20 protein-coding genes are annotated in these 21606 nt (G+C 62.6%); 11 read left to right on the forward strand and 9 right to left on the reverse strand.

Going from position 1 to position 21606, the window contains the following annotated elements; all coding sequences use genetic code 11:
• Positions 1-130: 130 nt before the first annotated feature.
• Positions 131-2206 carry an excinuclease ABC subunit UvrC gene (uvrC, locus tag ACSZOQ_RS12665; RefSeq protein WP_439926040.1) on the reverse strand — a complete coding sequence of 692 codons (2076 nt, stop codon included), beginning with the start codon at positions 2204-2206 and terminating at the stop codon, positions 131-133.
• Between the two features lie 263 nt (positions 2207-2469).
• Here uvrC and ACSZOQ_RS12670 point away from each other — a divergent pair, with 263 nt between their 5' ends.
• On the forward strand, positions 2470-3090 hold the full coding sequence (locus ACSZOQ_RS12670) for an outer membrane protein (protein WP_439922857.1): 621 nt from the start codon (positions 2470-2472) through the stop codon (positions 3088-3090).
• A gap of 138 nt (positions 3091-3228) precedes the next feature.
• On the opposite strand, the gene ACSZOQ_RS12675 is transcribed toward ACSZOQ_RS12670, so the two are convergent.
• The 4 genes from ACSZOQ_RS12675 to ACSZOQ_RS12690 form a co-directional block, all read right to left on the reverse strand.
• Entirely contained in the window at positions 3229-3444 is a 216-nt protein-coding gene (locus tag ACSZOQ_RS12675) for a cold-shock protein (protein WP_439922858.1), read from the reverse strand.
• A 243-nt stretch (positions 3445-3687) separates the two neighbouring features.
• Positions 3688-4542: a 23S rRNA (adenine(2030)-N(6))-methyltransferase RlmJ gene (locus tag ACSZOQ_RS12680; RefSeq protein ID WP_439922859.1), complete on the reverse strand. Its 855-nt coding sequence runs from the start codon at positions 4540-4542 to the stop codon at positions 3688-3690.
• A 143-nt stretch (positions 4543-4685) separates the two neighbouring features.
• Positions 4686-5378, reverse strand: a complete 693-nt coding sequence (locus ACSZOQ_RS12685) for a ribonuclease T2 family protein (RefSeq protein ID WP_439922860.1) — start codon at positions 5376-5378, stop codon at positions 4686-4688.
• Between the two features lie 172 nt (positions 5379-5550).
• Positions 5551-6009, reverse strand: coding sequence for a hypothetical protein (locus tag ACSZOQ_RS12690; protein WP_439922861.1), 459 nt, complete (start codon positions 6007-6009; stop codon positions 5551-5553).
• A gap of 166 nt (positions 6010-6175) precedes the next feature.
• On the opposite strand from ACSZOQ_RS12690, the gene ACSZOQ_RS12695 reads away from it, so the two are divergent.
• Together ACSZOQ_RS12695 and ACSZOQ_RS12700 are read left to right on the forward strand one after the other, a co-directional pair.
• The gene (locus ACSZOQ_RS12695) at positions 6176-6466 is read left to right on the forward strand and encodes a hypothetical protein (RefSeq protein ID WP_439922862.1); all 291 of its coding nucleotides are present in this window, start codon (positions 6176-6178) and stop codon (positions 6464-6466) included.
• 55 nt (positions 6467-6521) lie between these two features.
• Entirely contained in the window at positions 6522-7052 is a 531-nt protein-coding gene (locus ACSZOQ_RS12700) for a DUF3617 domain-containing protein (protein ID WP_439922863.1), read from the forward strand.
• Between the two features lie 57 nt (positions 7053-7109).
• On the opposite strand, the gene hisS is transcribed toward ACSZOQ_RS12700, so the two are convergent.
• Complete coding sequence (gene hisS / locus ACSZOQ_RS12705; RefSeq protein WP_439922864.1) at positions 7110-8624, reverse strand: histidine--tRNA ligase; 1515 nt, start codon at positions 8622-8624, stop codon at positions 7110-7112.
• A 262-nt stretch (positions 8625-8886) separates the two neighbouring features.
• Here hisS and ACSZOQ_RS12710 point away from each other — a divergent pair, with 262 nt between their 5' ends.
• Positions 8887-9231 carry an endonuclease domain-containing protein gene (locus ACSZOQ_RS12710; RefSeq protein WP_439922865.1) on the forward strand — a complete coding sequence of 115 codons (345 nt, stop codon included), beginning with the start codon at positions 8887-8889 and terminating at the stop codon, positions 9229-9231.
• A gap of 59 nt (positions 9232-9290) precedes the next feature.
• On the opposite strand, the gene ACSZOQ_RS12715 is transcribed toward ACSZOQ_RS12710, so the two are convergent.
• Both ACSZOQ_RS12715 and ACSZOQ_RS12720 read right to left on the reverse strand, forming a co-directional pair.
• The gene (locus tag ACSZOQ_RS12715; RefSeq protein ID WP_439922866.1) at positions 9291-10955 is read right to left on the reverse strand and encodes a pilus assembly protein TadG-related protein; all 1665 of its coding nucleotides are present in this window, start codon (positions 10953-10955) and stop codon (positions 9291-9293) included.
• An 11-nt stretch (positions 10956-10966) separates the two neighbouring features.
• On the reverse strand, positions 10967-11410 hold the full coding sequence (locus ACSZOQ_RS12720) for a TadE/TadG family type IV pilus assembly protein (RefSeq protein WP_439922867.1): 444 nt from the start codon (positions 11408-11410) through the stop codon (positions 10967-10969).
• A gap of 231 nt (positions 11411-11641) precedes the next feature.
• On the opposite strand from ACSZOQ_RS12720, the gene ACSZOQ_RS12725 reads away from it, so the two are divergent.
• The 3 genes from ACSZOQ_RS12725 to ACSZOQ_RS12735 all read left to right on the forward strand — a co-directional run bounded on the left by ACSZOQ_RS12725 (position 11642) and on the right by ACSZOQ_RS12735 (position 15372).
• Complete coding sequence (locus ACSZOQ_RS12725) at positions 11642-12979, forward strand: aspartate aminotransferase family protein (RefSeq protein ID WP_439922868.1); 1338 nt, start codon at positions 11642-11644, stop codon at positions 12977-12979.
• A 122-nt stretch (positions 12980-13101) separates the two neighbouring features.
• Positions 13102-14502, forward strand: coding sequence for an EAL domain-containing protein (locus tag ACSZOQ_RS12730; protein ID WP_439922869.1), 1401 nt, complete (start codon positions 13102-13104; stop codon positions 14500-14502).
• A 15-nt stretch (positions 14503-14517) separates the two neighbouring features.
• Entirely contained in the window at positions 14518-15372 is an 855-nt protein-coding gene (locus ACSZOQ_RS12735) for a TIGR01459 family HAD-type hydrolase (RefSeq protein ID WP_439922870.1), read from the forward strand.
• Positions 15373-15414: 42 nt separating this feature from the next.
• On the opposite strand, the gene ACSZOQ_RS12740 is transcribed toward ACSZOQ_RS12735, so the two are convergent.
• Positions 15415-15810, reverse strand: coding sequence for a response regulator (locus ACSZOQ_RS12740; protein WP_079447564.1), 396 nt, complete (start codon positions 15808-15810; stop codon positions 15415-15417).
• Between the two features lie 222 nt (positions 15811-16032).
• Between ACSZOQ_RS12740 and ACSZOQ_RS12745 the strand changes: the two genes are divergently transcribed.
• The 4 genes from ACSZOQ_RS12745 to ACSZOQ_RS12760 all read left to right on the forward strand — a co-directional run bounded on the left by ACSZOQ_RS12745 (position 16033) and on the right by ACSZOQ_RS12760 (position 21524).
• Positions 16033-17016 carry a bifunctional riboflavin kinase/FAD synthetase gene (locus ACSZOQ_RS12745; protein ID WP_439922871.1) on the forward strand — a complete coding sequence of 328 codons (984 nt, stop codon included), beginning with the start codon at positions 16033-16035 and terminating at the stop codon, positions 17014-17016.
• A 206-nt stretch (positions 17017-17222) separates the two neighbouring features.
• Positions 17223-20231 (forward strand): isoleucine--tRNA ligase, encoded by a 3009-nt coding sequence (ileS, locus tag ACSZOQ_RS12750; protein ID WP_439922872.1) that lies wholly within the window; start codon positions 17223-17225, stop codon positions 20229-20231.
• On the forward strand, positions 20204-20725 hold the full coding sequence (lspA, locus tag ACSZOQ_RS12755; RefSeq protein ID WP_439922873.1) for a signal peptidase II: 522 nt from the start codon (positions 20204-20206) through the stop codon (positions 20723-20725). The genes ileS and lspA overlap by 28 nt, the downstream gene beginning before the upstream one ends.
• Before the next feature lie 79 nt (positions 20726-20804).
• Positions 20805-21524: a hypothetical protein gene (locus ACSZOQ_RS12760; protein WP_439922874.1), complete on the forward strand. Its 720-nt coding sequence runs from the start codon at positions 20805-20807 to the stop codon at positions 21522-21524.
• The last annotated feature ends 82 nt before the right edge of the window (positions 21525-21606 follow it).

The raw sequence follows: 21606 nt of genomic DNA on the forward strand, positions 1-21606 counted from the left end.
TTACCAATACTGTCGTGGCGCGAACGTCAACCGGCCGCGCGGCGCAATTTACCGCCTTCGCAGCGGCGAAAGCCTTATCCGTTGATCTTAATACGAAAAAAGCCGCTGAACATCATACTAAAATCCACCCTCACGCGGGCCTGGCATGAAAAAAGTCGAAGATCTTACGGGCGCTTTCGGCGCTAATACCGGGAACCTTGCCGAGGTCGGCCACCGAGGCACGCTCGATCTCCTTCAGCGTCCCAAAATGATGTAGCAGCGCCCGCTTGCGCGCCGGGCCGATGCCGGGGACCTCCTGCAGCCCAGCTTCGCGGATATCCTTGCTGCGCAGCTTGCGATGCGATCCGATGACAAATCGATGCGCTTCGTCGCGCAAACGCTGGATGAAATACAGGACGGGATCGCGCGGTTCGAGCTTGATGGCAGGACGGTCCGGCAGGAACAGGGTTTCGCGGCCGGCGTCGCGGTCGGGCCCCTTGGCGACCGCCACCAGCGCCACCCGGCTCAGCCCCAGCGCATCGAAAATCCCGCGGGCGGCATTGAGCTGACCAAGGCCGCCGTCGATGATCACGAGATCGGGCCATTGCGGCACCGCATCCTTGTCCGATTCATCGGCCTTGTCCGGATCGGCAGCTTTCTGCGTCAGCAATCTTTTGAAACGGCGCTCCAGCACCTCGCGCATCATCGCGTAGTCGTCGCCGGGCGTCAGGCTCTCGGACTTGATGTTGAACTTGCGATACTGGTTTTTCAGAAAGCCTTCAGGACCGGCGACGATCATCGCCCCGACCGCATTGGTGCCCTGGATGTGGCTGTTGTCGTAGACCTCGATCCGTCGCGGCGCGTGCGGTAAACCCAGGGCAGCCGCCAAACCCTGCAACAGCCGCGACTGCGTCGCGGTATCCGCCAGCTTGCGGCCCAGCGCCTCGCGCGCATTGGTCAGCGCGTGCGCGACCAGCTCCTTCTTTTCGCCGCGCTGCGGCGTCGAGACCACGACCTTGCAGCCGGCCTTGATCGACAGCGCATCGGCCAGCAATTCGCTCTCCTCGATCTGGTGCGAGACCAAAATCAGTTTCGGTGGCGGCTTGTCGTCGTAGAACTGGGCAAGGAATGATCCAAGCACCTCCTCCGGCGTAAACGACTTTTCCGCGCGCGGAAAATAGGCGCGGTTGCCCCAATTCTGTCCGGTGCGGAAGAAAAAGACCTCAACGCAGGAATAGCCGCCCTCCTGGTAGATCGCGAACACGTCGGCTTCTTCCACCGTGCGCGGGTTGATGCCCTGCTGCGACTGGATCGCCGACAGCGCGGCCAGCCGGTCGCGATAGAGCGCCGCGCGCTCGAAGGCGAGATCGTCGGAAGCCTTTTCCATTTCCCGCGCCAGTTCTTCCTTCACGGCGCGGCTGCGGCCGGACAGGAAGTCGGTCGCCTCGCGAACCAGTGCTGTATAGCCGGGGAAATCGATCTCGCGGGTGCAAGGGCCCGCGCAGCGCTTGATCTGGTACAGCAGGCACGGCCGCGTCCGGCTTTCGAAGAAGGAGTCGGTGCAGGAGCGCACCAGGAACGCGCGCTGCAGGGCGGTGATGGTGCGGCCGACCGCGCCCGCGGACGCGAACGGTCCGAAATAGCGCCCCGGCCGCGACTGCGCGCCGCGATGCTTGAGGATCTGCGGCGCCCAATGGTCGCCGGTGATCAGGATATAGGGAAACGACTTATCGTCGCGAAGCTGCACGTTGAAACGCGGCCGCAATTGCTTGATCAGGTTCGCTTCGAGCAGCAACGCCTCGGTCTCGGTCGCGGTCGACACGATCTCCACGGTGGACGTCGCCGCGATCATGCGTGCGATGCGCATCACTTGGCCGGTCGGCCGCGCATAGGACGACAGACGCTTGCGCACGTTCTTGGCCTTGCCGACGTAGAGCACATCGCGCGCGGCATTCATCATGCGGTAGACGCCGGGCGAGGTCGGCGCGTGGCGAACGGCATGCTCGATCGCCGCGCGACCAACCGCGAGTGTGCCCTCCGCGATCGCATCAGCGGGCTCGTCCGGCAGATCAGGCAGCCGCGCCTCGTCGTCCTCGTCGGTCCCGATGGTTGCGGGATCCACATCCTGTCCCGTCTCCACTCCCCCGTGCCGCCGCATGTCCGCGCCGGAACCGGGCGGTTGTCCAGGTCCGGCCGGCTTTGCGGGATCGGAGGAATCGGTCGTCATGTCCATCAGTTAAGCGATGAAACCGGCCGATGCCAGCGGCAGCGCGCCGAACTAACCGCACGATCAGGCTGCGTCACCGGTTACCGGCGCCGCCAAGCTGGTAACACTTTTTTAAGAACAAGAGACGGCGGGAGCGTCGTCTTAAGAACCGCTTAACTTAAAACTTTCGATAAATCGTACGAACGAAATTTCGGAATTCGTAACCGTACGGATTGCTCGCGACATCCACGACGGGGACGACGGTAAGGGGTTGGAGAGTCGAGATGAGCAAGACAACGATCGCAGCACTGGCAGCCCTGGCATCAACGGCGCTGATCGGCACCGCGCAGGCCGCGGATCTGTCCTACCGCTCGCCCTACACCGTCAACCAGCCGCTCAACGCCTTTAGCTGGGCGGGTCCCTATCTGGGCGGCAACCTCGGTTATGCCTGGGGCAGCGTCCAGAACAGCGCCACCAGCCCGGACGGCGTGTTCGGCGGCGTGCAGGCCGGCTACAACTGGCAGAACGGGCCGCTGGTATTCGGCCTCGAAGGCGACATCCAGGCTAGCGCCGCCGAAGATACCTTTGCGCCGTGGAAATTCTCCAATCCGTGGTTCGGCACGGTGCGCGGCCGCCTCGGCTATGCATTCAACAATATCTTGGTCTATGGCACCGGTGGCCTTGCCTTCGGGTCATTGCGCGCCGAAACATTTGGCCTGTCGGAATCCCACACCAATGCGGGCTGGACCCTAGGTGTCGGCGCCGAATTCGGCATCTACCAGAACTGGACCGCGAAGGTCGAATATCTCTATGTCGATCTGTCGAGCAGCAACTTCACGATCACTGGTGCTCCCAACAGTTATCAGTTCGGCCTGGTCCGCGCCGGCGTGAACTATCACTTCTAACGAGAACAACAACCACCACGCTTTTAAATCCCGGCCGTTCGCGGCCGGGATTTTTCGTGATGGCAATGCGTCGCCGCGCACCGCGAGCGAGCCGCGCTTGACGCACGTTTCACAGCAAGAACGCCGGCCGGCCCCCGGTCAGGACGAGAGCGCGAGATTCACCGCCTTGGGGCCCTTGCCCTTCTTGTCCGGCTCGATCTCAAATGTGATGCGTTGTCCTTCAGACAGTTCCTTCAATCCGGCCTGCTCGACAGCCGTGATATGAACGAATACATCGCGGCCGCCATCGTCTGGCTTGATAAAACCGTAGCCGCGCTCCCCGTTGAAAAACTTGACCGTTCCAGTCATGGCCATCGGCAAAACTCCTCTCGCCGTATTGCTAGCGCCGGCGCGCGTCCCCACGCGCCGACGGACCTGACATTCACTCGCCGCTGTCGCGGCCTTCCGGCAACGAAGCAATTCGACCGGGTAAGCATCCGAGGCGTTGTCGCTCCGCCTCCCGTTTGCGGAAGCCGAACGTAAAGCCAGCCGCAGGGGCGGCAGCTTAATACGGTTCTCGTCAAACTGACTACGATGAAATTGAACCTTGCGATCGGCTCAACCCAGGATCGCCTCCAGCCTGAACCGGGCGGCACCGCCCTGCCCCAACGGCTTCTCCAGTTCGGGCAGGATAGCCTTCAGCTCAGACCTCAACGTCCACGGCGGATTGACGATCAGGAGCCCGGCCGAGGTGAGCGGCCCATCCGGCGTCTGCGGCGCGACACTGAATTCCAGACGCAGGCATTTGTCTGCGTTGCCTCCGACAGCGGCACAGACCCTTTGGGCAAGATCGTCCGCAGTCCGGCGTCTTTTCGCCGGATACCAGAGCATGTAGCAGCCGGTCGGCCATTTCGCGAAAGCCTCGGCAAATCCGCCGGCGAGCCGCTCGAACTCGTCCTTGTGCTCAAACGGTGGATCGATCAGCACCAGCCCGCGTCGCTCTTTCGGCGGCACGAAAGCCGGCAGTGCTGTCCAGCCATCGAGAGCGACCACGTTTGCCTGAGTGTCGCGACGCAGCGCACCGATCAGGTGTTTGCGGGCAACGGGCTCGAGTTCGCACGCAACCAGCCGGTCCTGCGGCCGCAGCAGAGCGCGCGCGATCAGCGGCGATCCCGGATAGGACTGCAGGTCGCGCTGCGGATTGAAGGCCCTGACGATATCGAGATAGGGAGCGACCAATGGGCCGACTGCATCCGAAAACCGCGCCTGCATCAGCCGTGCAATTCCGGTCAACCACTCGCCGCCGCGTCCGGCCTCCTCGCCGGTGAGATCGTAAATGCCGGCGCCCGCGTGAGTGTCGATGACGCGGAACGCCGCCGGCTTCTCGTGCAGATAGGTCAGGATACGAACCAGCACGATATGTTTGATGACGTCGGCGAAGTTGCCGGCGTGGAAGGCGTGGCGGTAGTTCATGCGCGATGGTTACGCCATCACAGGTTGAAAGTAATCAGCGTCATCGCGAACTCGCGAACAAAATTGGCTTTGCAATATTGCGCGTGACGACGCGACGCGTCGCCCCTGGGCTCCTGGCAATGACGCTGAGGGGGTGCCGCAGACTATCCGCCGCGCACCGGCGGCAGCACCACCTGGTCCCTGCGGCAGGCGCGGCGGTCGATTTCCTCACAGGCGCGGAATTGCAGGTCCTTGTTCATGCAGATTCGCACCTCGCTGAGCCTGGTCCGGTCGCAGATCACCGCAATCGCAGAATGGCTGAGTCCGGGATTGTCCTTGATGAAGGCGTTCTCGATATCGTCGGGCGCGATGCTCTTCGGGGCAGCGAGATCGAGGAACTCCGCGGGAATTTTCACCGCAGCGCGCGCTTTGCGAACAGTTTCGAAATAGGCTTGCGCGCCGAGGCCCGAGCAGGTGCCGTGCTTGTCCCATTCGCTATAGATCAGACCAGGCGCCGGCATCAGGTCCAGCATTGAGGACATGATGCGGCGATCGAGCCGCGGCGAGGGACGTTGGCAATAATCCGGAAAGCCGTGCTCATATTGCGGCCAAAGGCCATGCACCACGAACGAGAACGGCCGGCCACCGCATTGGGTCTGTTGCGACCGGCCGGAACTGCCGCGCTCGGCCGCGGCCGCGCAATATGACGGCGACCACGACAGCGACAGCACATAGAAATCGAACGCACCCGGCGCGTTCTGGCGACGGTCCTGCGCCCTCGCGCTGCCCGTCCACCCCGCCAGCAGGATCAGCCACGACAGAACAGCCGCAGCCGCCGCGCGAGACACCCACCTCATGACGTCCAACCCCCAGCCCGGCCGAAATCCGGCCTCGACTCAGATCAGCCCAGCATAGCGGACCGAAGCGGCCGGGAAAACTCTAGCAGGGTATTTCAGCAGTTGTGATGTGCAATTGCATATCTGTGATCGCCGCTGACGCAGCGTCGGAACGACAATGCAGAGCCGACATCTAATAAGGCTGCGCGGCGCGGCAGCTCGGGTTATAGGCCCAGTTACGATCGAGGCCGACCACGCACCATTCGACGCCCTGCCCGATGCTGGCAAACCCGCCATCCTCGATGATCGAATAATGCACGGTGCGGACCTTGCCGTCGCTAACCATCGCGTCGGCGCTGCAGTAGCGACGCGGGATGTTGTCGGACTGCCAGGGCCGGAACGCCGTTTCATGGACGTTGCCATAGGCCGTGATCCGCAGCGGGGAATTCCAGAAGGTGCTTTCCTTCTCCCAAAATTCCGATGTGATGGTCGGCAGCCCGGCCTCGCAACTCGCCACCCGTCCCTCATACCCCGGTCCGAACACTGGGAAACTGACGGCATGCGCCGCCGGCAGAGCGGTGAACAGCCCCAACGCTGCACCGAGTGCCGCGCCGAAGCCGGCTTTCTTCAAGGATGTGATAAGGTTGTGCATGGGAACATCCGCCGGTGATCCTAGCTTCGGACGGTGCCGCGAAGCCCGCACAAGGTCAAGTGCGGCGGGGCAACACCCGCAGCCTATCTCCCTTTGACCGGTTTGCCGTTCTTTTCATGGCCCGCACGGCGTTCTAAAGTTTGAATCGGCAACGATGGAGATGACAATGAAATTGCTCGGAGCGGCTTTGCTGGCGGCAATGGCGGGCGCGCTGGTTTACGGACCGGCACGGGCCGACTGGGTGCCACCGGTCAAGGGCAACGACACCGGCGGCATCATCTCCTATTCGCTGGTCGGGACCGGCGATGTCCGCACGATCGCGGTCGATCACTGCGCGCGCTACGGCAAGGTGGCGAAAATCCTTGGCGTACAGGCCTATCCGGGCGGCTACATCTCGTTCGCCTGCCGCTGGGTGCCCTATGGCCCCGAGCAGCCTCCGCTGCGCACCCGGTACTGAGCCGACGACCCCGATCCCACGTTTGCGAGTCCTGATCCCACTGACGGAGCCTGCGATGCGACGGTCTCTTCGCCCCTCGATTCCTCTCCTGTCGCTGCTGCTTCTCTCCGCAGCGCCGGCACTGGCGGAGGTGCAATTGCCGCTGCGCAAGGCCGGACTGTGGGACATCAAGCTGGACCACGAGGGCGCCAAAATGCCGGCGGTGACGGTCCAGCAATGCACCAGCGAGGCCGTTGACCGCGAGTTCACCTCGGAATTCTCCCCCTCGGCAAAGCAGAACTGCTCGAAGACCGACGTCCAGAAAACCGCAACCGGCTACGTCATGGATTCGGTCTGCACCATGGCCGGCGCGACCGTGACGTCGCATGCCGAAACCTCAGGCGATTTCAACTCCGCCTATACGGTGACGGTCACCTCGCGCAGCGAGGGCGGCAAGCTCGGAACCCGCGACAGCAAGATCGCCATGGCGGCGAAATGGACCGGCCCCTGCAAGGAGGGTCAGAAGCCCGGCGATGTCGTCATGCCCGGCGGCTTCAAGATGAACATGCGCGATCTTGAGAAATTCAAGTCGATGGTGCCGAAGTAACGAAATCTCGACTCGCGAGTTGATGCGGGATTGCGGACCCCGGCGTCACGAGCGTGGCTAGTTGCTCCACGTCACGCCATGACGCGCGAGCAGCTTCTGCACCGCCGCGACAAGTTCGCCCTCGCCGACCTCGATCTGCGCCTCGGCCTGCTTCTTCAGATACTCAGTGCGGTCCTCGATGTCAGTCAGCCCTGCGCCAGCGATCAAATCCTTGATCTGCACCTTGCCGTTGGCTTTCTCCTCACTGCCCTGAATGATGGAGCAGGGTGAATGGCGCTTGTCGGCGTATTTCATCTGCTGGCCGAGCGAATGCTTGGGATTGCCGAGATACAGCTCCGCGCGGATTCCTGCGTTGCGCAGCTCCGCGACCATTTTCTGATAGCCCGCGATATCCCCGCCGAACACGGTGACGACCACCGGACCCGCCTGCGGCTTGGTGTCCAGCTTGCCCAGCATGGTGAGCGCCGCCTGCAGCCGCGACACGCCGATGGAGAAACCCGTTGCCGGCACCGGCTCGCCGCGAAAACGCGACACGAGTCCATCATAACGCCCGCCGCCGCCGACCGAGCCGAACCGCACCGGGCGGCCCTTCTCGTCCTTGGTCTCGAGCAGCAGTTCAACTTCAAAGACAGGGCCGGTGTAGTATTCGAGGCCGCGCACGACGGAGGGGTCGATGCGAATGCGGTCGTCACCGTACCCAGCCGCAGATACGAGTTTGGCGATCTGGTCGAGTTCTAAAACTCCATCCTCACCAACCGTAGAACCTGCGACTACACCAAGTAGAATATCTAGTGTCTGATTGAACGTATCGCCTTTCGCGGCTGTGTAGCTAAGGACCTTATTTATTCCGTGAGGGGGCAGTTCCGCTCCTTTGGTGAAATCACCTTTGCCTTCTTCACCACCATCCCACCGTCCAGTATCTAGAAGCTTCCTAACTTCACTCACAGGAAACTTATCCAACTTGTCGATTGCCCGAAGCACCGTAAGCTTTTGCTTTTCATCAACCACACCGATGCTTTCCATCACGCCATCGAGCACTTTGCGGTTGTTGACCTTCACCACATACTGGCCACGCTCAAAGCCAAGCTTCTCCATAGTGTCGGCGGCCATCATGCACATCTCGGCGTCGGCGGCGGGCGACGCTGAGCCCACCGTATCCGCATCGAACTGCATGAACTGACGAAAACGTCCCGGCCCCGGCTTCTCGTTGCGGAACACATAACCGGCGCGATAGCTGCGATAGGGCAGCGCGAGGTTCTGGAAATTCTCCGCGACATAGCGCGCCAGCGGCGCGGTCAGATCGTAACGCAGCGAGATCCACTGCTCGTCGTCGTCCTGGAACGAGAACACACCCTCGTTCGGCCGGTCCTGATCCGGCAGGAATTTTCCGAGCGCGTCGGTGTATTCAAAAGCCGGAGTTTCCACCGGCTCGAAGCCGTAGCGTTCGTAGACCGTGCGGATTTTTTCGGTCATCGCGCGCGTGGCGGCAATGGCGGCGGGACCGCGGTCCTCCAGCCCGCGCGGCAGACGGGCGCGGAGTTTTTGCGGCTTTTTCGTTTTTTTGTCGGACATGGCGCTCGCTGCTGTGTCTGTAGATTTTTGTCATCTACAAAATCAACATCGGGTTATCAGCCATGGCGTAGACGGGCAAGGCGCTCTTGTTTGCGAACAGCCCCTCACCCCAACCCTCTCCCCGCAAGCGGGGAGAGGGAGAAGCAATTCCTCATCCCGACAAGGGAGGTGTGAAAGGACAGCCCGTTACGAGCTATCTTAACCTCTCCCCGCTTGCGGGGAGAGGTCGGGTCGTGAAACGATCCGGGTGAGGGGCATTCGCATGCGTGGTCCGAAGCCAAACGTCACCGGTTTCGCGCGACATCTGCGCATCGAGCAGACCAATGCCGAAGCGAGACTTTGGAAGCATCTGCGCGCCCGACAGATCGATGGCCACAAATTTGTGCGGCAAGTGCCGGTCGGACCGTACTTTTGCGATTTCATTTGCCGCGAGCGAAAGCTCGTCATCGAGGTGGACGGCGGCCAGCATGCCGACTCCGCACGCGACGTCATTCGAGACCAATATCTGGATATAAACGGGTATCGCATTCTCCGTTTTTGGAACAATGATGTGCTTGGAAATATCGATGGCGTCGTTTTGACCATCGCTGCCGCGTTGCGCGGATAGCGCAGCGGCCCCCTCACCCCTCCCTCTCCCCGTAAACGGGGAGAGGGAGGGAAAGCTTATCAATTCACCAGCACAGCCCCGTCGCAGCGAACACCGGAGACCCAGACGTCCGCCTGCCCAATGCCGACGCCGAGCGTCGCCAGCACCGAGGCCAGCACCTGATCGATCGACGTTGTGGCGCCGCCGATGATTCCGGTCACGGCTGGCCCAAGGCCGGGGATCGGCAGGCCCAGCGGTCCGACATTCACCTTGAGCGAGAGGTCGCCGAGCAGGCTCGCCGTTAGCGACGAGGTGAAATTCGTGGTGGTCACGGTCTTCTTCGTCTGCGCGGCGATATCGGAATAGCTGAAGGCGACCGAGGTCGGCGTGGTGTTGCCCATCCCCGCATGGGCGCGGCCGGTCACCGTGACCGCGCCGAGACTGACCAGCGTCGCCGCGCCCGGATCGGGCTTGCTGGTGAAGTTGGTCATGTCAGCCGCCGAGACGTTGCCGATCCAGGCGTCGACGATGCCGGGGGTGACACCGAGCGTGACGCTGGACGTATTGACGTCCGGGCGGCCGCAACTCACGGCATTCAGCGTCGCTGTGCCCGAGGCAACCTCGACATAGAGCGGGAGATTGACGACCGGCACCGGCCCACTGCCGAGCAGCTTGATCGCCAGCAGAACGCGGGTCTGCGCCGTATGCACGCTCGCGCCCTGCATCCCAACCGCCATCCAGCTTGCCCCTTGCGGATGCTCGCCGATCGTCGCCATGACGGAGACGGCGGCGATGCCGGGCAGCCCGAGATTGACCGAGGCAGCGATCTGGTTCGTGCCATTGGCGATCGCACCCGTCGCCGAGAGCAGATCGAACACTGCCACGCTGACGCCGGTTTTCGGTTTTGAGCCAACCGTCATCGCCGAATAGGGACCGGCATCGATCAGCGCTCTCGGCACGATGGTTGTGGTCAGCCCGGCGAGCGCCAGCGAGATTTTCGACAGCGCCGCCGTCGCGGCGTTGAGGCCGTTCGCCGCCTGCTGCGTGCTCAGCATCGCCGCCACGATGTCTGCGACCTTCACGTTGCCCGACAGCACGGAGTCGTAGGTGACGCCGGTCAGGTCGAGCCGCGTCGCCAGCGCGTTCAGAAAATCGAAGGCATCGATATGGGCATCGATCAGCGCCTGATAGTCCATCACCGACAGCGATAATGTCGTCCCGAGCATGCCGCCGAGTATCGCATTGAGCAGGCCACCGTTGAGCGCGAGCAGGCGCGTGCCGATCGCGAACGAGGCGACCGCGGTGCTCGCGGCAGTCGCCCTGGTCGTGATGTCGAAGTGGCTGCGGCCCCCGGTGAACATGCGCGCGAAATAGAGCGGGGTTTCGGTGCGCAGCGTCACCCGCGCGGCGTTGGCGGCGCTGGTCGCGGGCGTCACGAAGCGTGCCTGCGGCGCGAGCGCGGCATTTGGCGTGTAGGTGCCGGGTTCGACCGAAATCAGCGCGCTCGCAGGATAGCCATTGGCCGTCACCGTGGCGGTGGCCGCGCTGATGGCCTTGCCGAGGTTGCCGGCGGCCACGATGGCCGCAAGGTCGGCGGCGCTCTGCGACTTGCGGCGGTCGGCATAGATCGAGCCGATATCAACACCGAGCGCAGCGCAGCCGATCACCAGCACCATGCACCCTGCTCCCATGACCGCGAAATTGCCCTGCGAATCCGAGATGAAGCGCCGAAGAAGGTTTCGCATCGTGCGTCTCCTCAAAAGCCGCCGAACGGAATTGCCGCAGAGCGGACAATGGTCGAGGTCGGCGCCGGCACGAACGGCAGCGTGTAGATGAAGCTGTCCGAGGCGTCGTAGTTGACGGTGACGACGAAGACGGCGCTGCTCGACGTCGCGGCGCTCAAGGTGAGATGGCTCGGCTGCAACAGCGGATATGACCCGGCGTTCGCCGTGACGTAGTTTTCAGCAAGGCTGACGCGTTCGGTCTCGCTCAGGCCGGCTACCGAGGAGCGCGCCGCTTCCGCGGCGAGTTGCTGCACGCTGTGCACCATGGTGAGGTAGGCGCCGAACACGACGATGCCGAACACCAGCACAAGGAACAGCGGCAGCAACATCGCGAACTCGACCGCCGACGCTCCGCGACAACAGCGCGCAAAGCGCCGAGGATCAAAAAAAGCCGGACGTGGTGTGAGGTCTGTCATGCGGCTTACTGAGCCACACAACTATTAAGTGTGTATGAATATATTATATACCATAAGTGGTACGTATTTCCGGCTGCATCTGCGGCCGACGCCGCACGACCCGGTGTTCCAACACACTTCGTCCAAACCACGGACGTATACGCAAACCGCATTCCGCAGGCGCGCAAAAGGTTCTAGGTTGTAAAGGCCTGCTGGCGCGGCAACGCGCCTGAAAACTAATGAGGGACCACAATGTTAGACAAGAGCCCAGCCCTCAACGTGCCGAACGATCTCGCCGCGTTCTGGATGCCGTTCACCGCCAACCGCGCATTCAAGGCCGCGCCGCGGCTGCTCGCCGGCGCCAAGGACATGCACTACTTCACCACCGACGGCCGCAAGGTCATCGACGGCGCCGCCGGCATGTGGTGCTGTAACGTCGGTCACGGCCGCACCGAGATCGCGAGCGCAATCGCAAAACAGGCCGAGACGCTGGACTTCGCCCCGCCGTTCCAGTTCGGCATTCCGCAGGCCTTTGAACTGGCAAGCCGCATCGTCGAGCTCGCGCCCAAGGGGCTCGATCATGTGTTCTTCTGCAATTCCGGGTCGGAGGCCGCGGACACTGCGCTGAAGATCGCGCTGGCCTATCACCAGATCAACGGCCAGGGCGGCCGCATCCGCCTAATCGGCCGCGAGCGCGGCTATCACGGCGTCGGCTTCGGCGGCACCTCGGTCGGCGGCATCGTCAGCAACCGCAAGATGTTCGGCGCGCTGCTCACCGGCGTCGACCATCTGCAATCCACTTACAACCGCGACAAGCAGGCGTTCAGCAAGGGCGAACCGGAATGGGGCGCCGAACTTGCCGATGAGCTGGAGCGTCTCGTCAACCTGCACGGCGCCAACACCATCGCCGCCGTGATCGTGGAGCCGATGGCCGGATCGACCGGCGTGCTGCCCACGCCGAAAGGTTATCTCAAGCGACTGCGCGAGATCACCCAGAAGCACGGCATCCTGTTGATCTTCGACGAGGTCATCACCGGCTTTGGCCGCCTCGGTTACGCGTTCGCCGCCGAGCGCTACGGCGTGCTGCCCGACATGATCACCTTCGCAAAGGGCGTGACCAACGGCGCTGCCCCGATGGGCGGTGTGCTGGTGCGCGACACCATCCACGACGCCTTCATGACCGGTCCAGCGAACGCCGTGGAACTGTTCCACGGCTATACCTATTCGGCGCACCCGCTGGCCTGCGCCGCTGGGCTCGCCACCCTCGACATCTACCGCGACGAAAAGCTGTTCGAGCGCGCCAGGAACCTGGAGCCGAAATTCGCCGATGCGGTGATGAGCTTACGCAACGAGCCCAATGTGGTGGATATCCGCACCGTCGGGATCACGGCGGGAATCGACCTCGCACCCAATGAGAACGGGCCGGGCGACCGCGGCTTTGCCGCGCTGAGAAGCGGGTTCCATGATCACGACCTGATGATGCGCATCGCCGGCGACACACTGGCGCTGACCCCGCCGCTAATCGTCAGCGACGATCAGGTTGGCGAGATCATCGACAAGGTCGCCAAGGTAATTCGCGCCGTCGCCTGAACCACTGGGTCGGATTCCGGCGGACAACCATAGAAGACTTGTCCGCCGAATCACCGATAATGGTAGTTTGACGGTCGAAAAGCGCCGGAAATTGCCCGGCGGCGGGAGAACCTTCGCGCCAGATGATTCGCATTTCCACGATTTTCGTTGCTATCTGCATGGTGCTGATCTCCGGCTCGCTCGGCCTCGTGCTCTATTCGCTGACGAGCTTGCGCGCGTCGGACGCCGCCGTCGTGGCGTTGGCAGCCCTGACCTTCCTCATTCTCTACAACGCCGTGTCGACGCGGATGCGGGACCGCAGCGACGTCGGTGGCCAGATCGCCGACCTGTCGCAGGGCATCGCCGACCTCGCCCGCCAGGTCGGTGAATTCGGTCGCCGCCTCGCGGCGGTCGAGAGCAAGACGGTCTCGGCCAATTCCGCCGCGCACGATCGTATTCAATCGGGTCTTCAATCGGCGCTTGGCGAAATCAGCGAGCTCGGCGGGCTGGTCAGGCAACTCGCCGCCTCGGTTGCCACCCACGAGGACATATTAACGTCATTGCCGTTAGCCGCCCCGGTGCCTGCGGACGAACCGGCGCAATACACGAGAACGGTCGATCGCGCGCCCGCGATAAGGGTTGCAGCGTCCGCTGCCACTCGGCCGGCCGCAGCGAGCTCCGCGCCGACCCACAACGACGCACAGACCCTGACCGCGATCAAGAACGCCATCGAGACCAATAGCGTCGATATTTTCCTGCAGCCGGTCGTCACGCTTCCACAGCGCAAGATGCGCTACTACGAAGCGGTGATGCGGCTGCGAGATACCCGTGGCGCACTCCTTCCCGCCAGCGATTTCATTCCCGCAGCCGAAGCGGCCGGGCTGGTGGGACGCATCGACAACATCATGATGGTTCGCTGCGTGGAGGTGCTGCGCCGGCTCCAGAAGCGCCACAAGGATGCCAGCCTGTTCTGCAACGTCGCCGCTGCGACGCTCGGCAATCCCGCGACGTTCGCGCAGTGCCTCGATTTTCTCGAAGCCAATCGTGCGCTGGCACCCTCGCTGATCCTCGAATTCAAGCACAGCACGCTGCGCAGCCTCGGCGCCACCGAAAGCGAGCACCTCGCCGCGCTGGCGCAGCGCGGCTACCGATTCTCCATCGATCATGTGAACGACCTGCGCATCGAGCCGCGTGAGTTGGCCGACCGCGGCGTCCGCTTCATCAAGATGCCGGCCTCGCTGCTGCTGGACCAGAACCAGACGTCGACCTCCGATATCCATCCGGCGGACATCTCCGATCTGCTCGGACGGTTCGGCATCGACCTGATCGCAGAACGGATCGAAGACGAGCGGGCGGTGGTCGATCTGCTCGACTACGGCGTTCGCTTCGGTCAGGGATTTCTGTTCGCCGCGCCGCGACCGCTGCGTCCGGATGCGGCGGGAGACACAACCGACAAGGCGAAGGCCGGCGTAATCAAGCCCGAACCTCAGCCCCGCATGACCGGCAGCGCCGCACTGGCGCGGCGCGCCGGCGGCGTATCCTGAAAGTATTCGACCGCAATGACGGCCCTTCGTTTCGTCGACCATCTGCGCGACCTCGCGACCGGGAGGGATGTCATGCTCAGCGACATCTGGGGCGTGGTCCACAACGGCCTCGTGTCCTTTCCCGAGGCTTGCGCGGCGCTGAAAACGTTCCGCGGCCGTGGCGGCACCGTCATCCTCATCACCAACGCACCCCGCCCAGCCGACGCCGTGCAGCGGCAATTGCGGAAGTTCGGCGTGCCCGATGACAGCTATGATGCCATCGCTTCATCGGGCGATCTGGCGCGCAACTACGTCGCCGAGCATCGGGGCGAAGCGGTTTACTGGCTTGGACCCGAGCGCGACAACTCGATTTACCACGGCCTCGATCCAGTATTCGCGCCGATCGAACAAGCCGACTACATCATCTGCACTGGTCCGTTCGACGACGAGACCGAAACCGCCGAAGATTATCGCGCCATGATGATGCAGGCGCGCGAGCGCAAGCTGCCCCTGATCTGCGCCAATCCCGATATCGTGGTCGAACACGGCGACCGCCTGCTCTATTGCGCCGGGGCCATTGCCGAACTCTACCGCGAACTCGGCGGCGAGGTGATTTTCTACGGCAAACCGCACCGGCCGATCTACGAGCGCGCCATGGCGCTGGCACGGGAGCTTCGCGGCAAGGAGACGCCGCTGAATCATGTGTTGGCAATCGGCGATTCGGTGCGCACCGACCTCATGGGCGCCCACGCCTTTGGCATCGACCTCGTGTTCCTGACTCGCGGCATCCACTCCGAGGAATTCGCCGGCATCGATCAGCTCGATCCCGCTTCGGTCAAGGAACTGTTCGGCCATCCGCCGCGGGCGTTGATGCGCGAATTGAAGTGGTAGGCAGCCGCGCTGCACCCTCACCCCGCTCTTGCGGGGAGAGGACTACGCCGGGACGTTATCGGGAAAGACCGCTTCGATCTTGTTCTTCAGCGTCGCCGCGTTGAACGGCTTGACGATGTAGTTGTTCACCCCGGCCTTTTTAGCGGCGATGACGTTCTCGGTCTTCGACTCCGCCGTGATCATGATGAACGGCGTCATCGCGAGATTGGCATCGGCACGGACTTCCTTGAGCAGGTCATAACCGGTCATCGGCTCCATGTTCCAGTCGGAGATCACGAGACCGTATTTCTTGGTACGCATCTTGTTCAGCGCCGCCGAACCGTCGCTGGCATCGTCGATGTTCTCAAACCCAAGCTGCTTGAGAAGATTCCGGATGATGCGGATCATGGTGTTGTAGTCATCCACCACCAGTACCGACATCGACAAATCAACCGCCATCTCGAACTCCCCTGCACGCCACGTTCTATGAGTGCCGAAATCGTCAAAAGCCCGCCGGAGCGGGCTATCCTGCGAGGGCAGTTCCGGTATTCGCCGGTCTTGCCCTTGCCCTCTCGACTATCACGAGCCGTTAAACAGCGCGTTAATCCGGGAATAGACGCCGCCCCCCGCAAGGGCTCGCGCTTGACTTCAATCGGCCTCCCACCCATCAACGAAACCGTGATGACCTCCCGATTTACCATTATTCGCGACACCGCCGCTGCCGCCGCGATCCCCAAGGGGTCGGTCGTGGCGATGGGCAATTTCGACGGTGTTCACCTCGGCCACCGCGCAGTGATCGAAGCCGCGCTCAAGATGTCCCGCTCCCACGGCAAGCCGGCCTTCGCGGTCACGTTCGAGCCGCACCCGCGAAAGTTTTTCAGCCCGAACACCCCGCAATTCCGCCTGACCGACGAGACCAACAAGCTGCGGCTTTTGGCCGGCACAGGCCTCGCCGGTGCCGTGGTCATGACCTTCGACGCCGCGCGCGCCGGCACCACGGCGCAGGATTTCATTCACCATGATCTGATTGCCCGACTCGGCGTCAGCGGCATCGCCGTCGGCTACGATTTTCATTTCGGCAAGGGCCGCGTCGGCTCGCCGGCCCTTTTGGTGAGCGAGGCGGCGCAGCTCGGCATCGAGGTCGATGTGCAGCCCTATATCGATATCGACGAGCGCCCGGTCTCCTCCAGCGCGATCCGCATGGCGCTGGAGGAGGGCCAGATCTCGGATGCCACCGCCATGCTCGGCGGGCCGTGGTTCGTCACCGGCGAGGTGATTCACGGCGAGAAACGCGGCCGCGACCTCGGCTATCCCACCGCCAATATCCGCCTCAGCAAGGAGTGCAGCCTCAGGCATGGCATCTATGCGGTGCGGGTCGGCCGCGGCCAGGGAAAGGATCACCGGCGCTTCGACGGCGTCGCGAGCTTCGGCCGCCGTCCGACCTTCGACAACGGCGCACCGCTGCTCGAAGTGTTCCTGTTCGACTTCACGGGCGACCTCTACGGGACCACGCTGGACGTGGCCTTCATCGGCTTCATTCGCGAGGAGCTGATATTCGACAGCGTCGAGGCGCTGATCCGCCAGATGGACGACGATGCGGCCGTCGCACGGACCATGCTCGCCGCCGCGCCCGACGCATTCCCGAAACTGGGCAATATCGACTAAACCACTCCATACGTCATGCCGGGCTTGTCCCGGCCATCCACGTCTCCCTTGGCGGCTTATAGTTTGGCGGCTGATAACAAGAAAAGGCGTGGATGCCCGGACAAGACCGGGCATGACGTTGAAAGGCCTAAAACACCAACCAACCACACCGCATTTCATACGCTCCGGGTTTCCCCTTCCCGCCAAAACAAGCTATTCACCTCGCCATGACCGAAAATCCGAAAAAATCCGACGCCCCCGATTACGCCAAAACCCTCTACCTGCCGCAGACGGAATTTCCGATGCGCGCCGGACTGCCGCAGCGCGAGCCGGAGATCCTGGCGCGCTGGAAAGACATTGATCTCTACGGGCAGCTCCGCAAGCGCGCGAAAGGCCGCGCCAAATTCGTGCTGCACGACGGCCCACCCTACGCCAACGGCAGCATCCATATCGGCCATGCGCTCAACAAGATCCTGAAGGACGTGGTGACCAAAAGCCAGCAGATGCTGGGACACGATTCCAATTATGTGCCGGGCTGGGACTGCCACGGCCTGCCGATCGAATGGAAGATCGAGGAAGAGAACTACCGCTCCAAGGGCAAAGCGAAGCCGAACTTCAAGGATTCCGCGGCGATGGTCGCGTTCCGCAAGGAGTGCCGCGCTTATGCCGAGAAGTGGCTCAACGTGCAACGCGAGGAATTCAAGCGCCTCGGCATCATCGGTGACTGGGATCATCCCTACGCCACCATGACCTATCCGGCCGAGGCCCAGATCGCGCGCGAGCTGATGAAGTTCGCCGCCAACGGCACGCTCTATCGCGGCTCCAAGCCGGTGATGTGGAGCGTGGTGGAGAAGACCGCGCTGGCTGAAGCCGAGGTCGAGTATGAGGACCACACCAGTGATACGGTGTGGGTGAAATTTCCGGTAAGCGCTACCAGCACAACGCCCACAGGCAAACACGAGAAAAATCTGCTTGGAGCGTGTGTGGTGATCTGGACCACAACGCCTTGGACGATCCCTGGCAACCGAGCGATCAGTTACTCGCCTAAAATCAAATACGGCGTATACGAGGTGACCGCAGCGCCTGAAGGAAACTGGGCTAGGGTCGGAGAGCGCTTTGTTCTTGCCGATACACTTGCAGCGGAAGTTTTGAAGACCGCGAAGGTCGAAAGTTTCGTGCGTGAACGGGATGTCGATCCATACGATATTCTCACGTGCTTTCATCCGCTGCGTGGGACCGGCTACGACTTCCAAGTGCCACTGCTGGCAGGCGACCACGTCACCGACGACACCGGCACCGGCTTCGTCCACACCGCGCCCGGTCACGGTCGGGAGGACTTCGACATCTGGACTCACCACGCGCGCGAACTCGAAGCGCGAGGCATCTCAAGCACCATCCCCTACACTGTCGACGAGAACGGCGCGCTCACCGCCCAGGCCCCCGGCTTCGAAGGCAAGCGCGTCATCGACGACAAGGGCAACAAGGGCGACGCCAACGAGGCGGTCATCAAGGCGCTGGTCGAACGCGGCATGTTACTGGCGCGTGGACGGCTCAAGCATCAGTATCCGCATTCGTGGCGCTCGAAGAAGCCGGTGATCTTCCGCAACACGCCGCAGTGGTTCATCGCGATGGACAAAGATATTGCGGACGGCAACACAACGAAGGCAGGCGATACGCTGCGCGCCCGCGCGCTGCAGGCGATCTCGGTGACACAATGGGTGCCGCCGGCTGGCCAGAATCGTATCACCGGCATGATCACGAACCGTCCCGACTGGGTGATCTCGCGCCAGCGCGCCTGGGGCGTGCCGATCGCGGTTTTCGTGCGCGAAAAGGGCGACGGTTCCGCCGAAATCCTGATCGACGACGCCGTCAACAAACGGATCACCGACGCCTTCGAGAAGGAAGGCGCCGATGCCTGGTATGCCGACGGCGCGCGCGATCGTTTCCTTGGAGATCGTGACGGCGAGGACTGGAGCAAGGTCGACGACATCCTCGATGTCTGGTTCGACTCCGGTTCGACGCACGCCTTCGTGCTGGAAGACGGCGTGCATTTCCCCGGGCTCAAAGGAATCAAACGCAAGTTCGATGGCGGCCAGGATACCGTGATGTATCTGGAAGGCAGCGACCAGCATCGCGGCTGGTTTCACTCCTCGCTGCTGGAGAGCTGCGGCACCCGGGGCCGCGCGCCTTACGATGTGGTGCTGACGCACGGCTTCACCCTCGACGAGAACGGCCGCAAGATGTCGAAATCGCTCGGCAACACGGTCGACCCGCAGAAAGTCATCAAGGATTCCGGCGCCGACATCCTGCGGCTGTGGGTCTGCGCGACGGACTATGCCGACGACCAGCGCATCGGCCCGGAAATTCTCAAGAACACCGTCGAAACCTACCGCAAGCTGCGCAACACCATCCGCTGGATGCTCGGCACGCTGCATCACTTCAAGCGCGACGATGAGGTCGCGTTCAGCGACGTGCCCGAACTGGAGCGGCTAATGCTGCATCAGTTGGCCGTACAGAGCGCGGTGGTGCGCAAGGCCTATGCGGATTTCGACTACAAGACCGTAGTCGCCAGTCTCGCGGCCTTCATGAACACCGAACTCTCGGCGTTCTATTTCGATATCCGGAAAGACTCGCTGTACTGCGATCCGCCATCGTCCGCCGCACGGAAAGCCGCGCTTACCATCATCGATTTGCTCTGCGACGCGATCCTGAAATGGCTGGCGCCGATGCTTTCGTTCACCACCGAAGAGGCTTGGCGGCAATACCGGCCGGATGCGGAGCCGTCGGTGCATCTGACGCTGTTTCCGGAGAGTATCGAAATGTTTCAGGACGATGCTTTGGCCGCGAAGTGGGAGACCATCCGCGCCGTGCGAAGTGTCGTCACCGGCGCGCTGGAACTCGAGCGCGCTGCAAAACGGATCGGCTCCTCGCTCGAAGCCTCGCCGATTGTCTATGTCGCCGACCGCGCGATGCTCGGAACATTGTTCGACGTCGACCTTGCCGAGGTCTGCATCACCTCGAACTTCGAAGTGCGCGAAGGCGACGCGCCGGCCGACGCGTTCCGTTTGCCGAACGTCCCAGGCGTGGCCGTGGTGGTCGAGAAAGCCGCGGGCGCCAAGTGCGCGCGATCGTGGAAAATTCTGCCGACCGTCGGCGACGACAAGGAGTATCCCGATGTGTCGCCGCGCGACGCGCAGGCGTTGCGGGAATGGAAGGCGCTGGGAGTGACCGTGTGACCCCGGCGGCTCGTTTCGGTATCATCGCCGCCATCATGGCGCTGATCGCCGATCAGGCGTCCAAGCTCTGGCTATTGTTCGTGTTCGATATCGGTCATCGCGGTGCCGCCAAGGTTACGCCCTTCTTCGACCTGGTGCTGGCCTGGAACACCGGCATCAGCTACGGCTGGTTCCAGACCGATAGCCCGGCGGGCGCCACGATCCTGCTCGCCATCAAGGCCGTCGCGGTGATCCTGCTGGCGATCTGGATGGCACGGTCTCATACCCGCATGGCGACCATTGGGCTCGGCCTCATCATCGGCGGTGCCATCGGCAACGCCATCGACCGCTTCGCCTATGGCGCGGTGGTGGATTTCGCCCTGTTTCACGTCCAGTTCGCGGGAAAAACCTATAGTTGGTATGTGTTCAACCTTGCGGATGTGGCGATCGTTGCCGGGGTGATAGCCCTGTTGTATGATTCTTTCCTTGGAACACCCGCCGCAAAAGCGCCCTGATCCCGGACGATATGGATTGCTCGAAATGGGGACGGCTTCCCGGCAGTGGTCCCTCGAAAAACTGAACAGGATGAATACGATGCGCAAGACCGAACGGAACGGTTGGGATGTGCTCAACGCATCGGGAATGCTACGGCGCAGCGTTCGCGTCGCCGCAGTCGCCGCCGGCATCGCCGTCGTGTTGTCGTCCGGCGTGGCGCGCGCCCAGGACGACGATGATGACTCCACCTTCGAGGAGAAAATCATCCACAACCTCATGAGCGGCATCGGCGCCACCAACATGGAAAACAAGGGCATCGAGTATCGCGAGCGATCGCCGCTGGTGATTCCGCCCAAGATCGATCTGCCGCCGCCGGGTTCAACCGCAGCCAACGTCAGGGATCCGAACTGGCCGAAAGACCCCGACCTTCAACGCCACAAGGAAACGGTCGCCGCCCGCAAGCAAAGCAAGCCGGCGCCCGAGGAAGGCGGACTATCGATTTTGCCCAGCAAGCTCGCGATGCCCGGTTCCGGCACCACCACGCGACGGGCTGAGACGGAACAACCGGGCAAGCCGCAGAATGAAAGTCCGGCGCTTAGTCCCTCACAACTCGGTTTTACCGGCAAGCTCGGCAACCTGTTCGGCGGCAACAAGCCGCAGACCGCACCGTTCACTGGCGAGCCGGAACGGGAAACACTGACGCAGCCGCCGGCGGGCTATCAGACCCCGTCGTCGAACTTCGCTTACGGCACCGGTCCGAAGGAATCCCTCGGCAATACTTATGTCGATGTCAACAGCGGCAAAGAGCGTACGTACTAACGGTCGTGGTAGCCATTTGGACCACGCGACTGCACCGGATCGCGCAATGATGCGGCTTGCCTTCAGGCTCGTCAGCGCAGTT

The sequence above is a fragment of the Nitrobacter sp. JJSN genome, assembly GCF_051912485.1.
Taxonomy (GTDB): domain Bacteria; phylum Pseudomonadota; class Alphaproteobacteria; order Rhizobiales; family Xanthobacteraceae; genus Nitrobacter.